This window comes from Coleofasciculus chthonoplastes PCC 7420, from assembly GCF_000155555.1.
In the GTDB taxonomy this organism is placed as follows: Bacteria; Cyanobacteriota; Cyanobacteriia; order Cyanobacteriales; family Coleofasciculaceae; genus Coleofasciculus; species Coleofasciculus chthonoplastes_A.
On sequence record NZ_DS989866.1, the window covers coordinates 96,289 to 109,280 of the forward strand.

A 12,992-nucleotide genomic window follows, 5' to 3' on the forward strand; every position below is an offset into this window, starting at 1 on the left:
GTCATTGGTCATTGGTCATTCGTTTTAATCCATCGTGAATATGCTTGGCGGCGTCGCTTACGGTTAGCTGCTGCTGTTCTCCGGAATCCATCTGCTTGAGTACAACATTTGACGCTTGTCGTTCCTCTGAACCCACGAGAATGGTGTAGGGAATGCCTTGTTTGTTGGCGTATTGAAAGTTACTGGAAACACTTTTGCCTCTAAGATCCATGGCTACTGCCAATCCAATCTGTCGTAACTGTTGGGCAACGCCAATGGCATAACCTGCATCATCTTGACTGACAGGAACAACTAAAGCATCCATCTGTCGCTGTACTTGCCAAACTTTGCCCTCGGCTTCTAGGGCTAATCTTAGCCGTTCCATCCCGTAGGAAAAGCCGGTAGCTGGGGTATCTTGGCGTCCGCCGAAGGTTCCCACTAAATCATCATATCGACCACCGCCGCAGATTTGTCGCTCCTGTTTGCCTGCGCCATGATAAATTTCAAAAATCATGCCTGTATAGTATTGCAATCCTCGGCTAAGTCCTAAATCCAGGCTAATTTGACTAGAATCTAGATTGTAGAATTCTAATGTCTTAATAATCTCACGCAGTTGTTCAAGTCCAGCATCATCAATGCCATGGGAACAGAGGAGTGTTTGGGCTTCTTTTAAGACTTCCGTGGGTTCTCCTACCAGTTGTCCCAGTTGACTCATAAACTCTAGCGCTTTACTGACTCTCTCAGTTTGATCTTGGCGTTTTATTTTGGTCAGCAGGCGATCAACAATTTCCTGGGCGTCGCGATTACCCGCCAATTCAATGTTCATGCTGTCTAGGAGATCCAGAATCGTAGTTTGGGCGTCGGATTCTGCCATTCCCTGAAAGAGTTGACTCAACCGTTGGCTGTGGACTGTTTCTGGGTTTGTCTGTTCTGGACTCAGTTGGGGGTTAGAGGTATAGAGGGCAAAGGCGGGATAGATATCACACAAGCGCTGTTCGACGGCTGATTTGCCGTCCTTGCGTAAAATTTCCATATTGGTTAGCAAGAAGCTACGCAGGCGACTTTCGAGCTGGAGGTTATCCAAAAATTTAGAGATGACACCAATATGACCCAAGACGATGCGATACCCGCTTAATCCTAAACGATTTAACCCTTGAGATGCGATCGCGATAATTTCGGCATCTGCCATCGCCCCTGTCGCGCCAATCAGTTCAATCCCCATCTGGTTAAACTGGCGGTAGCGTTCCTTCTGGGGGCGTTCGTAGCGGAAGGCGGAACCCGCATAGTAGAGGCGAATGGGTTGGGGAACGCCTTGCAGGTTGTCTACATAAGCGCGGACAACCGAGGCGGTAAATTCGGGGCGCAAGCAAAGGCGGCGGTTGCGGTAGATGAAGTCATAGAGACGGGGGGCGATTTCTTCACCGGATTTCCTTAAATACAGTTCTGTATATTCAATCAATGGCACGTCAATTGGACGATAGCCGAAGGATTGGAAGCATTGACGCAGGGTATTTTCAAGTTGTTTAGTGATGGCGTAATCATCGGGCAAGACATCGTTGACGCCCCGCACTCGTTCAATTTTGGTTGTTCGCATTTTGGTCATTTGTCATTTGCTCTATGTCATTCGTCATTCGTCATTTGCTCTATGTCATTCGTCATTCGTCATTCGTCATTTGTGATAATTGAACGGTTAGGTCGGGGCGGGTTTAGTTATATCAGGGTAACACCAAAGGTTAACGGTAAAACCCGCCCCTACAAAAGATATTTCATCGGAACGTCTCTACATCGCTTTGACGTTTACCGATAAATGGGTAGGGTAAAGTGGAAACAGCCACCACCTTTGGGCGAGGAATCGACCCAGATGCGACCATAATGGGCGCGGATTATGCGTTGGCACAAGGATAAACCAATCCCGTACCCGTCCTTGCCTTGATCGCGTTTGAGTCGGAAATGATTCTCAAAAATGCGATCGCGATTTTCTTCCGGGATACCCGGACCTGTATCATAGACCGAGACTTGAACTTTTTGGGTGGTGCGGTGCAGCATCGAAACCTGAATTTTACCCCCTTTTGGGGTGTATTTGTTGGCATTGTCTAGCAGATTGACGATGACTTGACGCACCAACTCACTATCGGCATGGACAAGGGGTAAATCCTGGGGAATATCTGTTTCCACAATCTGGGATTTGAGTTGGAACGACTCCTGCATTTGATTGAGAATATCTTGACACAAGGGTCCTAAAGCCAGTTTGCGGGGTTTAACATAAAAGTCGGCGTTGCTGCCTTTGGCGGCTTGCAGGATTTCCGTAATCATGCGATCAATGGTACGGAGTTGGATACGCGCTTGTTCCAATAACCGGGCTTTTAGCCGGGGGGTTAGTTCAGGGCGAGGAGATTGATTCGGGTTGTTTTGACCTAATTCCAGGGTATCTAAGGCAATAGATGCGGCGGTTAAAGGGTTGCGGATGTCATGGGCTAACATGGACAAAATTTGGTCTTTAAAATGGATATTTTCCCGCAGTGTTGCGTTTTCTTGGTTGAGGCGAAAAATTTCGTCCGTGAGTTGAATCACTTCGACGGAAGATGCCATGGAAGGTTTGGCAGATGAGCCATTCTCACTGGAGATATCCTCCTTAGCGGATGAGATCATCTGCTGGGTTAACTCGGCTTTATAGTCTTCGAGACAGCGTTGCCAGCGTGACCAACAGTTCTTCAACTGTCCTACTAAATTCGTTCCCGCTAGGGTTTGTCGGGGTTGGGGATGAATCTTTAGCAGGGCTGGAGTGGCTACAATTTTAAAATGTTCGGCTAAATAGGGCTGTTCTCCCACCTTCACAATCATCAGTTCAAACGGATAGTCCTGTTTCAAGGACTCCAGATAGTTGCGGATGTGATGGATATGTTTCCGGGAACTGGGGCGCTCATCGACAAACAGCAGAAGCTGTAGGGTGGCTTCCCCGTCCGGAGAGTTCTCATGAGCGACCTGCATGAAATTGGGTGTTAGCACTCTTAACTGGGGCAATTGTAGGAGAACATTGGATTTGACTGCCTAGGGGCTGGGGGGTCTTTGCTTCCTTATAATTTAATCTCTATTTTAGATTTTCCGCAAAACTGAATAGTTTGTGAGGTTGATCTATCCTTTTCGTCCTAAAATCTTAAATGACTGTAAACCTCCCAGGCTATCCTAAACTTTTCGTTATCTAGCAATTCACGACTTCTATTCACTATGGCTATCGGCTACGTTGCGCTCGTCCTTCATGCCCATCTACCTTTTGTGCGGCATCCAGAAAGTGACTATGTTCTGGAAGAAGAATGGCTTTTTGAAGCCATCACCGAAACTTATGTCCCCCTCCTTCATGTCTTTGAAGGGTTAAAGCGGGATGGGGTGGACTTTAAAATCACCATGAGTATGACACCCCCTTTGGTGTCGATGCTAAAAGATCCTCTGTTGCAAGAGCGCTACGACAAACATCTAGCTCTACTCGAAGAGTTAGTTCAAAAGGAAGTCGAGCATAACGAACACAATGGTCATATCCGCTACCTAGCTGAACATTATGTGAACGAGTTCAGCATGATTCGCCAAACCTGGAATAACTATGGCGGTGACCTAGTGTTGGCATTTAAACAATTTCTCGACAGCAATAACCTAGAAATCATCACTTGCGGCGCGACTCACGGCTATTTTCCGCTGATGAAGATGTACCCCCAAGCTGTTTGGGCGCAAATTCAGGTGGCTTGTGAGCATTATGAACAAACCTTTGGGCGTCCCCCGAAAGGGATTTGGTTACCCGAATGCGCCTATTACGAAGGGGTGGAACGATTACTCGCTGATGCGGGCTTGCGCTATTTCCTCACCGATGGTCACGGGATCTTGTATGCCCGTCCCCGTCCCCGGTTTGGCACTTATGCTCCAATTTATACAGAGACAGGGGTAGCTGCATTTGGACGAGATCACGAGTCCTCTCAGCAGGTGTGGTCTTCGGAAGTAGGGTATCCGGGTTCACCGGAATATCGGGAATTTTACAAGGATTTAGGCTGGGAAGCCGAATACGAGTACATTAAGCCCTATATTATGCCCAATGGACAGCGCAAAAATACAGGAATTAAATATCACCGGATCACAGGTCGCGGATTAGGATTAGGGGATAAGGCGTTGTATGACCCCTATTGGGCGCGAGAAAAAGTGGCTGAACATGCAGCTAACTTTATGTTTAACCGGGAACAGCAGGTGGGTCATTTGGCTGGAATTATGCAGCGTCCGCCGATTGTGGTGTCCCCCTATGATGCGGAACTGTTTGGTCATTGGTGGTACGAGGGACCGTGGTTTATCGATTATCTGTTCCGCAAGTCTTGGTATGACCAGGGAACTTATGACATGACTCACCTGGCGGACTATTTGCAGGATAATCCCACCCAGCAAGTTTGTAAGCCTTCTCAGTCAAGTTGGGGGTATAAGGGATTTCATGAATATTGGCTGAATGAAACCAATGCTTGGATTTATCCTCACCTGCACAAAGCAGCGGAACGGATGATTGAGTTAGGGCGTCGCGAACCCGCCGATGAACTGGAATGGAAAGCACTTAACCAGGCGGCGCGAGAGGTACTCCTGGCGCAGTCATCGGACTGGGCGTTTATTATGCGGACGGGAACCATGGTACCGTATGCCGTTCGGCGGACGCGATCGCACTTGATGCGGTTTAATAAGCTTTACGAGGATATCAAGATTGGTAAAATCGACAGCGGCTGGTTAGAAAAAGTCGAGGAAATCGATAACATCTTCCCCAAAATTAACTATCGGGTTTATCGTCCATTGTAAAGATTGGGGACAAGGGGAGGGAGTAGAGACTTAGCATGATATAGCAACCGCCATGGCTGTTAGGACGCACCATTGTAGAGACGCGCCATGGCGCGTCTCTACATAAATGATGCCGAACGTCCTAATCGATGTGTCTATTGCTATACGTCTCTACTTCGGGGCGGGTTTAGTCGCATCTAGGTGAGAGAATAAACGATAATAGTGAAACCCGCCCCTACACACCCACCAGATTTCCTTGGATTTTGGGTGGCGAAGGGTCACGCGCTTATGCCCTCGCGCCAAAACTCAAAACTCTCCCCTGTGCATCCCCTTGGCACTATAACGACGGTTTTGATCAGCTTCAACCATTTGGCAATCCTCACAGAGTCCAAAAAATTCTAGGGTATGATAGTAAATTTGAAAGTGGTGGTTATCTTGTAACTGGGTCTCTAAATTGTGGACAGGACATTCCTCGATCGGAATTGATCGCCCGCAATTGAGACAGGTGAGATGGTGTTGATCCTGCAATAAACTGTAGAGGGATTCGCCAGTCGCTAGAGTCCGCATTTGTACCACTCCTTCAAGTTTCAAGGCATCGAGAGAGCGGTAAACTGTGGCTAGACCCATACCTTGCTTCCGCTTGCGTAACTCGATATGAATATCCTGGGCAGAGACAGCACGATTTAAGGTTTTGAGCAACTTTAAAATTCGTTCTTGAGAACGGGTGCGTTGGGCTTTCATAGATTTAGGGGTTAATCGAGGAAAAAGGATATGGACTATTGGGGATTAGTAATTCAAAATTTAAACCTAACAAGAAATCTGTAACCGAGGCTATGATCAACTGAGTACCCAGGGACTCTGGGGGAAAGAAATTGGCTGTCAAGTCGGGCTGTCGGGGGCATAGGACCTAGATAAGTGGCGTAGGGCAGCAATGTCTAACAGCGATGTTGGAAGCCCACACCATAATCTTTGATTTGGTGTGGGAGGATGTCACATTAAGGTAATCTCAAACCACTAGGGGGTGCTTGTGAATCGTCAGTATAAGGCTCGAATTTATGTTACACTGCGACCTTCTGTATTAGATCCGGCTGGCGTGGCAGTCGAGTCCGGGATTGGGCAACTCGGCATCGCGAATGTTAAGCAGGTACGCATCGGCAAGTATATTGAGTTAATGCTGACGGCGGCGGATGAAAACCAAGCCAGTGAGCAACTGGATCGCATCTGTGACCAACTTTTGGCGAATCCGGTGATTGAAAATTATCAATTTGATTTGGATGAAGTACAGGTACAGTTAGGGGTATCAACATGAAATTTGGTATTGTGGTTTTTCCTGGCTCAAACTGCGATCGCGATGTTGCTTATGTCACCCAGGATTTGCTCAACTGTCCGACTCGGATGGTTTGGCATGAAGAAACGGATATTTCTGATCTGGATGTGGTTGTATTACCCGGTGGCTTTAGTTATGGCGACTACCTGCGCTGCGGCGCGATCGCTCAGTTTTCGCCGATTATGTCCCATGTGATTGCCCACGCCAAACAGGGTAAGTTTGTCCTGGGTATCTGTAACGGCTTTCAAGTCTTAACCGAAACCGGGTTATTACCGGGGGCATTAGTCCGGAATCGAGATCTCCATTTTATTTGCGATCGCGTTCCCTTGAAAATAGAACGCACTGACATTCCTTGGACTTCAGCTTACGCCACGGGAGAGATGATCACACTGCCCGTTGCTCACGGTGAAGGACGCTACTACGCCCATACAGACACCCTGAAAGCCCTCGAAGATGGAAATCAGATTGTCTTTCGTTACGCCAATTCCAGTGGTGAAATCGACGAAACCAGCAATCCGAACGGTTCCGTGAACAACATTGCCGGAATATGCGATCGCACGGGTAAAATATTGGGCATGATGCCTCATCCCGAACGGGCATCTGACCCTTTGTTGGGCAGTGTTGATGGCATCAAATTATTTCACGGATTATTAGCGTTCATGAATCAACAGCGACTCCAACCCGTCTAACCAAGTTTCTTTATGCTCTCTGAAATCGTAAATTAAATTCAATACTCCTAAGAAAGCCAGTGACTTCAGACAATCCCAACACCGGCTTGCCCATCAAACCAATCCGCTACCGAGATTGGTTAATTAGCACGAAGATGATTGACAGACGGTTGTGGTTACGGTGGCAACACCCGAATGAAAATTTTGCTCGCTATAGCTATCCAGTCACCGAGCGAGGGTTGACAGATTCCATTCGTTATGCAAGACATCTGATTGATTTGACTATCGAGTTAGAAGAGGCAGAGTCAAAAGCTGCTTCATCACGAGACTAAAGGCGGGGGAACTACGCCAATAGGTTGGGTTTCGACTTCGCTCAACCCAACAGAATCACAAATTCTAAGTAGTCGGATAAAAGAAAACAATACACTCACGCTTATGTATGTAAATAGTCCTCAAACCCTTACCAGAGACAAAGGACAAATGAAGACAATCTCCTCCTGTTAGCCTTTATTCTGTCCACTTAGCTTATCAACGACTGCACCCACTGAAAATCCCTCTCCCTCAGAGGTGGAACAGTCTGCTGTAAATAATCAATCGCTAGGTCTAAAGCAGCTTCCTGGTACACTTGTTTCAAGACCTCAGCTAAATTGACAACAGGTTCTGGGTCTGGTGGCTGCAATGGAAGCAAAAATTGGGGAATGGATTCACGCAGATTAAACGGGTAAAGTTCAGCTTCGGGACGGAGATTCGTTCGACTGACCAAAATGCGGTAATCTGATGGAACTGCCTCTGCCATTGGCATAAATTTTCCCGTCCTCAACAGATCAATTTCAACCAAGTGAGTGGCACTATTTAAAACCTTTTGTCGCTTCTGCAAATACTTCTCTCTCCCTTCACCACCTCGTTTATTTTTAGGTGAGAGGATTTCTACAACCGTTACCACCCGTCCTGTCTTGACTTCCCGAATTTCCAAATACCGTTCAGTGATTTCTTCAGTTAAGGGTATCGTCACCCGAATGGGTTTAGTTACAACCTCAGTTGCTGTTACAGCTACGTTGGGTGCTGTTTCAGGGGTCTTTGGGAAAACCGTTACATCGGGAATACCCACGAGTAAAGCATCCAAGTAAACCCGTTTCTCAATTGCTGCTCGATATTTGGGTACTAATGAGGGATTGAGATAACGTGCCAATTGAAAAATCAGCCAGGAGTGAACCTCTGACCACAAAGCTGGATTTTCCAAATAAGGGTTCATCCCTGGAAAACTTGGTGTCATAATCACAGGACAATGAAACAACAGACGATGGAAACTTGAGTTCGATGCCTCCATACCTCCATACTAGATCTATAGCAAAAGACAGAAAGCATTTATGTTTAGTGAATTACTCAGATGTGAATCATTTCTGTTGCTGAATGAAACTATTCGCCATAAATCGTCACCACAATTTTGCGGCGACGGGGTTTCACATCACATTCTAGGTGAAAGATTTGCTGCCAAGTGCCTAATTCTAACCTGCCATTTTTAAGGGGTACAGTGAGAGAGGGTCCCAACCAAGTAGCTTGTAGGTGAGAATGTCCGTTACCATCATGCCAAGTTTGCTCATGTCCGTAATCTCGACTGGGTGGAATCAGTTTATTTAATAGTTCCGGTAAATCCCGTTCCAATCCTGGTTCAAACTCGATTGTGCCAATGGAGGCGGTACTGCCAATATTAAAGACATGAACCATTCCGGTTTGGATACCAGAGTTTTCGACAATGGCATTGACTTTATCGGTTAAGTCATGCATGTCGCCATTCTTGTCGGTGGCAAGTTGAATGTAATCTTGATGAACAGCCATTATGTTGATGGGGATAACTCTTTTCTATTTAAGCAGGATGAGCGAGAATCGTCATTCGTCTTATGTCATTGGTAAGGAGTTGCGGCTGATGTACACCGTGTAAAATCTAGACTATTCAAGACGAGATAAAATTTAATACTCAATGGAGTTAAACCATGTTATTAGAACTGAATCGAATTACCGTACCACCAGGACAACGAGTGTTGCTCTCCAATATAAGCTGGCAGGAATTTGAGACAATTTTAGCGGATTTAGGCGAACATCGTGCCGCTAGAGTGGCGTATGATAATGGAACCTTGGAAATCATGACACCTTTACCTGAACATGAAAGTCGGAAAGAACTCGTTAGTGATTTACTCAAAGCACTTCTTGAAGAATTAGATATTGAATTTTGCACCTTGGGTTCCACTACATTCAAAAATGAGGAAATGATTAAAGGGATAGAACCGGATAACTGTTTCTATATTCAAAATGAAGCAATCGTTCGAGGTAAAGACCGCCTTGATTTAACGATAGATCCACCTCCCGATTTAGCGTTAGAAATTGATGTCACCTCTCGCACGCATCCGAGTATCTATGCTGCTTTCGGAGTGCCTGAACTGTGGCGGTTTGAACAAGGAAGGTTACAAATTAACCTGCTGCGAGAAGGGAAGTATAATCTGTCTGAAGTTAGTCGAAATTTTCCTAACCTTCCACTCATTGATGCGATTCCCCAGTATCTCAACCAATGTCGGACTTTGGGTAGAAATAAAACAATGAAAGTGTTTCGCACTTGGGTACAAGAGCAAATTTAATTTTCAATTCCATCCCCATTTTATGTAGAGACGTAGCATGCTACGTCTCTACAGGATTAACTGTCCGTTTGAATCCGTAAGGTTAAACGCACCGTATCCATTAACCATTGGGGTACTTGCCAACTTAAGAGCGATCGCTTAATTACATCAATCACAACGGCTTCATTGAGGCTAGAGGCATCCTCATCCCATAATACCCGCACCACACGCCCCTTACGCACTGGAAACTCAAACACAAGTTCACCACAGTATCCCGATGGTAAAATCACCTGTTGCAGGTGTTGCGTGAGTAGGGTAGCACTTGACTTTTCTAATCCGGTAACGCTGAGAACTTGCAGGTTGGTAATGGTTTCATCCAGAACTGGGGGAGATGCGGTAGGAGTGATATCCACATCAGTACAGTTCAGGAGTGGCTGCTGGATGGAATCGCCTACAACCGGAGGAGACGCCCCATTAGTCGTGAGTGAGGGTGGCAAACCAGAATTGCCTCGCGATCGCCTGAATTTGAGTCCGAGGAAACGCATGGGAGATTGATCGAATATTCCTTCATACGATACCCCTTCTGGCACCTCCACGGGGACAGAAACACAAATTCCTTTCCCTTGCGGATCAGTTCGGATTTGTTCACTGACGGCAACAAACGCTGTATAGGGGGCTAAAATCTGATAGGTTAAAGCCGTTTCGATGATTGCCTCAACCTGTGCCTTCTTCTCACAGTGCCACATTTGATTCATCAAATCCTTGATTCGCGCCCGCCCCCACAACTGCGCGATCGCACAATTACCCTCTGAATCCAATCTCAGGTGAAATTCCTGTTCATAACGCTTACCCCCGGTAACGGTTCCGGTAATTTTCAGAATACCCGTCTGTTCCGGATAAATCGGGGAAATGCGCCCAAATAAAACTAAGGGTTGTTGGGTAAACAAATCGGGGGGAGTTGTCGGATAAATCATCGCTTCTCCCAGCCCTTGCCACTCAACATTTATATTCGTAAGAACGGGATTATTGATGTGGCGCAAGAATTTTTCAGTGACTTCCTGAGTTGACTCATCCTGACGTACAATTCGTGAGGTTCCTCGCCCTAATTCAGCCATCCGATTTAAGAGAAACCGATTGGGCGAACTGCCAACGCCAAAACTATATAAACGATTTCCGGATTTGAGATACTGTTTCACCTCTGCCAAAATTTCTGATTCATTACCAATATAACCATCCGTAATTAATACAATACTGCGTAAACGTCCTTCGGGTGCAGCGGGGAAATTTAAGACAGCGCGAATTCCATTGAGTAAATAAGTGCCGCCATTTGCCTTTAATTGATTGATATACGTGAGGGCTTTAATCCGATTTTGGGGTGTATTGGCTAAGGGTTTGGCAGACAATTGGGTCGTGATATCAGAAAAATCAAGAATCGTAAACGTATCCTGCGGATTCAAACCCTGGATAAATCGGCGCATCAGTTCCTGAGATTTACGGAACGGATCACCTTTTTGAGATCCTGAAGTATCGATGAGAAAAACGACATCTTTGGGGACAATTTCATGATCGGAATAATCCACAGCCGGAATCAAATAAAGGGCGAAATGACCGCCGCGTGTATCCGATTGCGTCAGTACCGTCGCCTGAGTGCGATCGCCTGCTACTTGATAGCGTAAAATCAGGTCTTTGTTGGGAATTGTGTCCCCTTCCCCCAGGAGTACGCGCACCCCTGTTTCCTCCTGTTCCACTCTAATCTGGTGCGAGGGGGAATTAATGTTGGAAATGGGAACCCCAGCGTCAATTTCCACCGTGATTTGAATATCATGTCCAGATCGGGTACTGGGTGGGATAATCGTAGGCATAATCCGTGACGCATCCGCCACGCGATCGCTATCCCCAGTTTCGTCAATGGGAATCCCTGGACAAAATCGGGGTCCTACTACCATCGGGAAAACAAATTCGCACTCACCGCTACTAAATTTCAGCGTATCAGTATAGCGAATCGTGACATCAATTCGTTCTCCGGGTTTAATATTGGCTAAAGATTGAGTAAAAATATTATCCCGTTCTTGTTCTAATAATCCAGCCGTTCGTCCCTCTTGGCGGGCTTGTTCATAAATTAGCTGCGCCTCTTCCCGTTTTTTAATCCCCCCTTTAATTATGCGATCGCCCAGTTTAATCTCCATCTCATCCACCACCGCCGCATCGGGGAGAGGGAAGATATAGATAGCTTCTAAGGGTTCCCGGAAGGAATTTTCAAAGGTTTGGGTTACTTCGACGCGGGATAAATTCCCCGCCACCTTTGCCAGCACTTGCGTATGCTTCAAAGGAAAAACCAAAGCATGTTCCCCTGTTTTAGTGTATAGTCCACCAAGGGGTTTATGAGAGCGGAGCGTTGTATTCATAACCATGAGTACGTTCTTCACCAATGAGGGGCATCTATAATCAATGCTACTGTTGAGTTTTGGCGTTTCAGGAGTAGTTGACCCCTTATACTAGCGTTAGGGTTTTTCGTACATCCAAGGAAAATTAACAAATATAAAGAATGAGGGGTGGAGATCGTCATTCGTCCTTTGTAAAGGTTTGAGTTGTAGGGTGGGCTGTGCAACGCCAGACTTGAGGAGTGTGACATTCAACCTAACCCCCCAGCCCGGGAGAATTCAAAGCCTCTCTCCTTACAGGAGAGAGGTTTTCCAGATCCCGATCAAAAGTAAGGTTTATCCGCGACGAAATGATAAAAAAAGCTAAAGTCACGCAGCAGTCGGTGTGCAGTGCGTTAAAATCTATCGCAAGTGAAACAATAACACTATGCTAGCCTGATCTTGTCGCTCTCCCCCAAATAAGCTGTCATGCATTTAAATTGGGTATTAGTAGCGAGCAAGATGCTTGATGTAGCGAGCAAGATGCTTGATGTAGCGAGCAAGATGCTTGATGTAGCGAGCAAGATGCTTGATGTAGCGAGCAAGATGCTTGATGTAGCGAGCAAGATGCTTGATGTAGCGAGCAAGATGCTTGATGTAGCGAGCAAGATGCTTGATGTAGCGAGCAAGATGCTCGCACTACGGCAAGGATTGCGCCATTATTGATATTAAGGTTTAAATGCCGAACAGCTTATAGCTTTAGCCATTGAGTCTACTATGAACAGTATCACGATTCAAAACTTTGATGATGACCTGAAAAATCGCCTCCAAAAGCGAGCTGAATATTCGGGACGTTCTCTTGAAGAAGAAGCTAAAGAAATCCTCCGCGCTGTATTAACAGAACCAGTTCCTAAACCCTTGAATTTAGCCTTGGCTATCGAGCGACGTTTTACCCATTTGGGCGATTTTAAACTGCCGATGATTCCTAGGGAACCCTTACGCGAACTTCCTAATTTTAAAGAATAGACACACCTATTAGTTAGGACAAACGAACTGTTGTAGAGACGTTTCGCCGGAACGTCTCTATCATAAGATGTGTCTCGTAATGTTTCTGATTTTGAAGAATGTGGGATTGCAATTGTTAATCCTTGGGAATCTGACTGAACTAAACACAGGTAACAGAGATAACGAAGGATGAGGAGTATAGCGGTTTGACGCCTTCAAGGGCGGGATAGGAGCCGTTACAGGTGTTTAT

The 12,992-nt window shown here is 46.1% G+C and carries 13 protein-coding genes; 7 read left to right on the plus strand and 6 right to left on the minus strand.

Annotated features, from left to right (window positions below; translation table 11 throughout):
- Window position 1: 1 nt before the first annotated feature.
- Both hisZ and MC7420_RS27985 read right to left on the minus strand, forming a co-directional pair.
- The gene (hisZ, locus tag MC7420_RS27980; protein ID WP_232231803.1) at window positions 2–1,582 is read right to left on the minus strand and encodes an ATP phosphoribosyltransferase regulatory subunit; all 1,581 of its coding nucleotides are present in this window, start codon (window positions 1,580–1,582) and stop codon (window positions 2–4) included.
- A 194-nt stretch (window positions 1,583–1,776) separates the two neighbouring features.
- Window positions 1,777–2,967, minus strand: coding sequence for a histidine kinase (locus tag MC7420_RS27985; protein WP_006104795.1), 1,191 nt, complete (start codon window positions 2,965–2,967; stop codon window positions 1,777–1,779).
- A 237-nt stretch (window positions 2,968–3,204) separates the two neighbouring features.
- On the opposite strand from MC7420_RS27985, the gene MC7420_RS27990 reads away from it, so the two are divergent.
- Complete coding sequence (locus tag MC7420_RS27990) at window positions 3,205–4,794, plus strand: glycoside hydrolase family 57 protein (protein ID WP_006104699.1); 1,590 nt, start codon at window positions 3,205–3,207, stop codon at window positions 4,792–4,794.
- A gap of 285 nt (window positions 4,795–5,079) precedes the next feature.
- Here the strand turns inward: MC7420_RS27990 and MC7420_RS27995 are convergent, their stop codons facing one another.
- Window positions 5,080–5,514 carry a Fur family transcriptional regulator gene (locus MC7420_RS27995; RefSeq protein WP_006104678.1) on the minus strand — a complete coding sequence of 145 codons (435 nt, stop codon included), beginning with the start codon at window positions 5,512–5,514 and terminating at the stop codon, window positions 5,080–5,082.
- A gap of 286 nt (window positions 5,515–5,800) precedes the next feature.
- On the opposite strand from MC7420_RS27995, the gene purS reads away from it, so the two are divergent.
- Genes purS through MC7420_RS28010 form a run of 3 tightly spaced genes read left to right on the plus strand, consistent with a single transcriptional unit; the run spans window position 5,801 to window position 7,100 of the window.
- On the plus strand, window positions 5,801–6,082 hold the full coding sequence (gene purS / locus MC7420_RS28000; protein WP_006104760.1) for a phosphoribosylformylglycinamidine synthase subunit PurS: 282 nt from the start codon (window positions 5,801–5,803) through the stop codon (window positions 6,080–6,082).
- Window positions 6,079–6,789 (plus strand): phosphoribosylformylglycinamidine synthase subunit PurQ, encoded by a 711-nt coding sequence (purQ, locus tag MC7420_RS28005; protein ID WP_006104744.1) that lies wholly within the window; start codon window positions 6,079–6,081, stop codon window positions 6,787–6,789. The genes purS and purQ overlap by 4 nt, the downstream gene beginning before the upstream one ends.
- Window positions 6,790–6,848: 59 nt before the next feature.
- On the plus strand, window positions 6,849–7,100 hold the full coding sequence (locus tag MC7420_RS28010) for a hypothetical protein (protein WP_006104783.1): 252 nt from the start codon (window positions 6,849–6,851) through the stop codon (window positions 7,098–7,100).
- Between the two features lie 188 nt (window positions 7,101–7,288).
- On the opposite strand, the gene MC7420_RS28015 is transcribed toward MC7420_RS28010, so the two are convergent.
- Window positions 7,289–8,041 (minus strand): DUF4058 family protein, encoded by a 753-nt coding sequence (locus MC7420_RS28015; RefSeq protein WP_006104715.1) that lies wholly within the window; start codon window positions 8,039–8,041, stop codon window positions 7,289–7,291.
- 143 nt (window positions 8,042–8,184) lie between these two features.
- Entirely contained in the window at window positions 8,185–8,604 is a 420-nt protein-coding gene (locus tag MC7420_RS28020; protein WP_044210180.1) for a secondary thiamine-phosphate synthase enzyme YjbQ, read from the minus strand.
- Window positions 8,605–8,759: 155 nt separating this feature from the next.
- Here MC7420_RS28020 and MC7420_RS28025 point away from each other — a divergent pair, with 155 nt between their 5' ends.
- On the plus strand, window positions 8,760–9,398 hold the full coding sequence (locus MC7420_RS28025; RefSeq protein ID WP_006104736.1) for a Uma2 family endonuclease: 639 nt from the start codon (window positions 8,760–8,762) through the stop codon (window positions 9,396–9,398).
- 56 nt (window positions 9,399–9,454) lie between these two features.
- Here the strand turns inward: MC7420_RS28025 and MC7420_RS28030 are convergent, their stop codons facing one another.
- Window positions 9,455–11,782, minus strand: coding sequence for a VIT domain-containing protein (locus MC7420_RS28030; RefSeq protein ID WP_044210219.1), 2,328 nt, complete (start codon window positions 11,780–11,782; stop codon window positions 9,455–9,457).
- A 444-nt stretch (window positions 11,783–12,226) separates the two neighbouring features.
- Here MC7420_RS28030 and MC7420_RS28035 point away from each other — a divergent pair, with 444 nt between their 5' ends.
- Together MC7420_RS28035 and MC7420_RS28040 are read left to right on the plus strand one after the other, a co-directional pair.
- Entirely contained in the window at window positions 12,227–12,463 is a 237-nt protein-coding gene (locus tag MC7420_RS28035) for a hypothetical protein (RefSeq protein ID WP_157453363.1), read from the plus strand.
- A gap of 51 nt (window positions 12,464–12,514) precedes the next feature.
- Window positions 12,515–12,763 (plus strand): FitA-like ribbon-helix-helix domain-containing protein, encoded by a 249-nt coding sequence (locus MC7420_RS28040; RefSeq protein ID WP_006104708.1) that lies wholly within the window; start codon window positions 12,515–12,517, stop codon window positions 12,761–12,763.
- Window positions 12,764–12,992: the final 229 nt, after the last annotated feature.

What these genes read in the sequence shown, in the direction of transcription:
- MC7420_RS28035 (WP_157453363.1), top strand. Translation starts at nt 12,227, where the DNA reads ATGCATTTAAATTGGGTATTAGTAGCGAGCAAGATGCTTGATGTAGCG.
- MC7420_RS28030 (WP_044210219.1), bottom strand. Translation starts at nt 11,782, where the DNA reads ATGAATACAACGCTCCGCTCTCATAAACCCCTTGGTGGACTATACACT.
- purQ (WP_006104744.1), top strand. Translation starts at nt 6,079, where the DNA reads ATGAAATTTGGTATTGTGGTTTTTCCTGGCTCAAACTGCGATCGCGAT.
- MC7420_RS27990 (WP_006104699.1), top strand. Translation starts at nt 3,205, where the DNA reads ATGGCTATCGGCTACGTTGCGCTCGTCCTTCATGCCCATCTACCTTTT.
- MC7420_RS27995 (WP_006104678.1), bottom strand. Translation starts at nt 5,514, where the DNA reads ATGAAAGCCCAACGCACCCGTTCTCAAGAACGAATTTTAAAGTTGCTC.
- MC7420_RS28020 (WP_044210180.1), bottom strand. Translation starts at nt 8,604, where the DNA reads ATGGCTGTTCATCAAGATTACATTCAACTTGCCACCGACAAGAATGGC.
- MC7420_RS27985 (WP_006104795.1), bottom strand. Translation starts at nt 2,967, where the DNA reads ATGCAGGTCGCTCATGAGAACTCTCCGGACGGGGAAGCCACCCTACAG.
- MC7420_RS28025 (WP_006104736.1), top strand. Translation starts at nt 8,760, where the DNA reads ATGTTATTAGAACTGAATCGAATTACCGTACCACCAGGACAACGAGTG.
- hisZ (WP_232231803.1), bottom strand. Translation starts at nt 1,582, where the DNA reads ATGACCAAAATGCGAACAACCAAAATTGAACGAGTGCGGGGCGTCAAC.
- MC7420_RS28040 (WP_006104708.1), top strand. Translation starts at nt 12,515, where the DNA reads ATGAACAGTATCACGATTCAAAACTTTGATGATGACCTGAAAAATCGC.
- MC7420_RS28015 (WP_006104715.1), bottom strand. Translation starts at nt 8,041, where the DNA reads ATGACACCAAGTTTTCCAGGGATGAACCCTTATTTGGAAAATCCAGCT.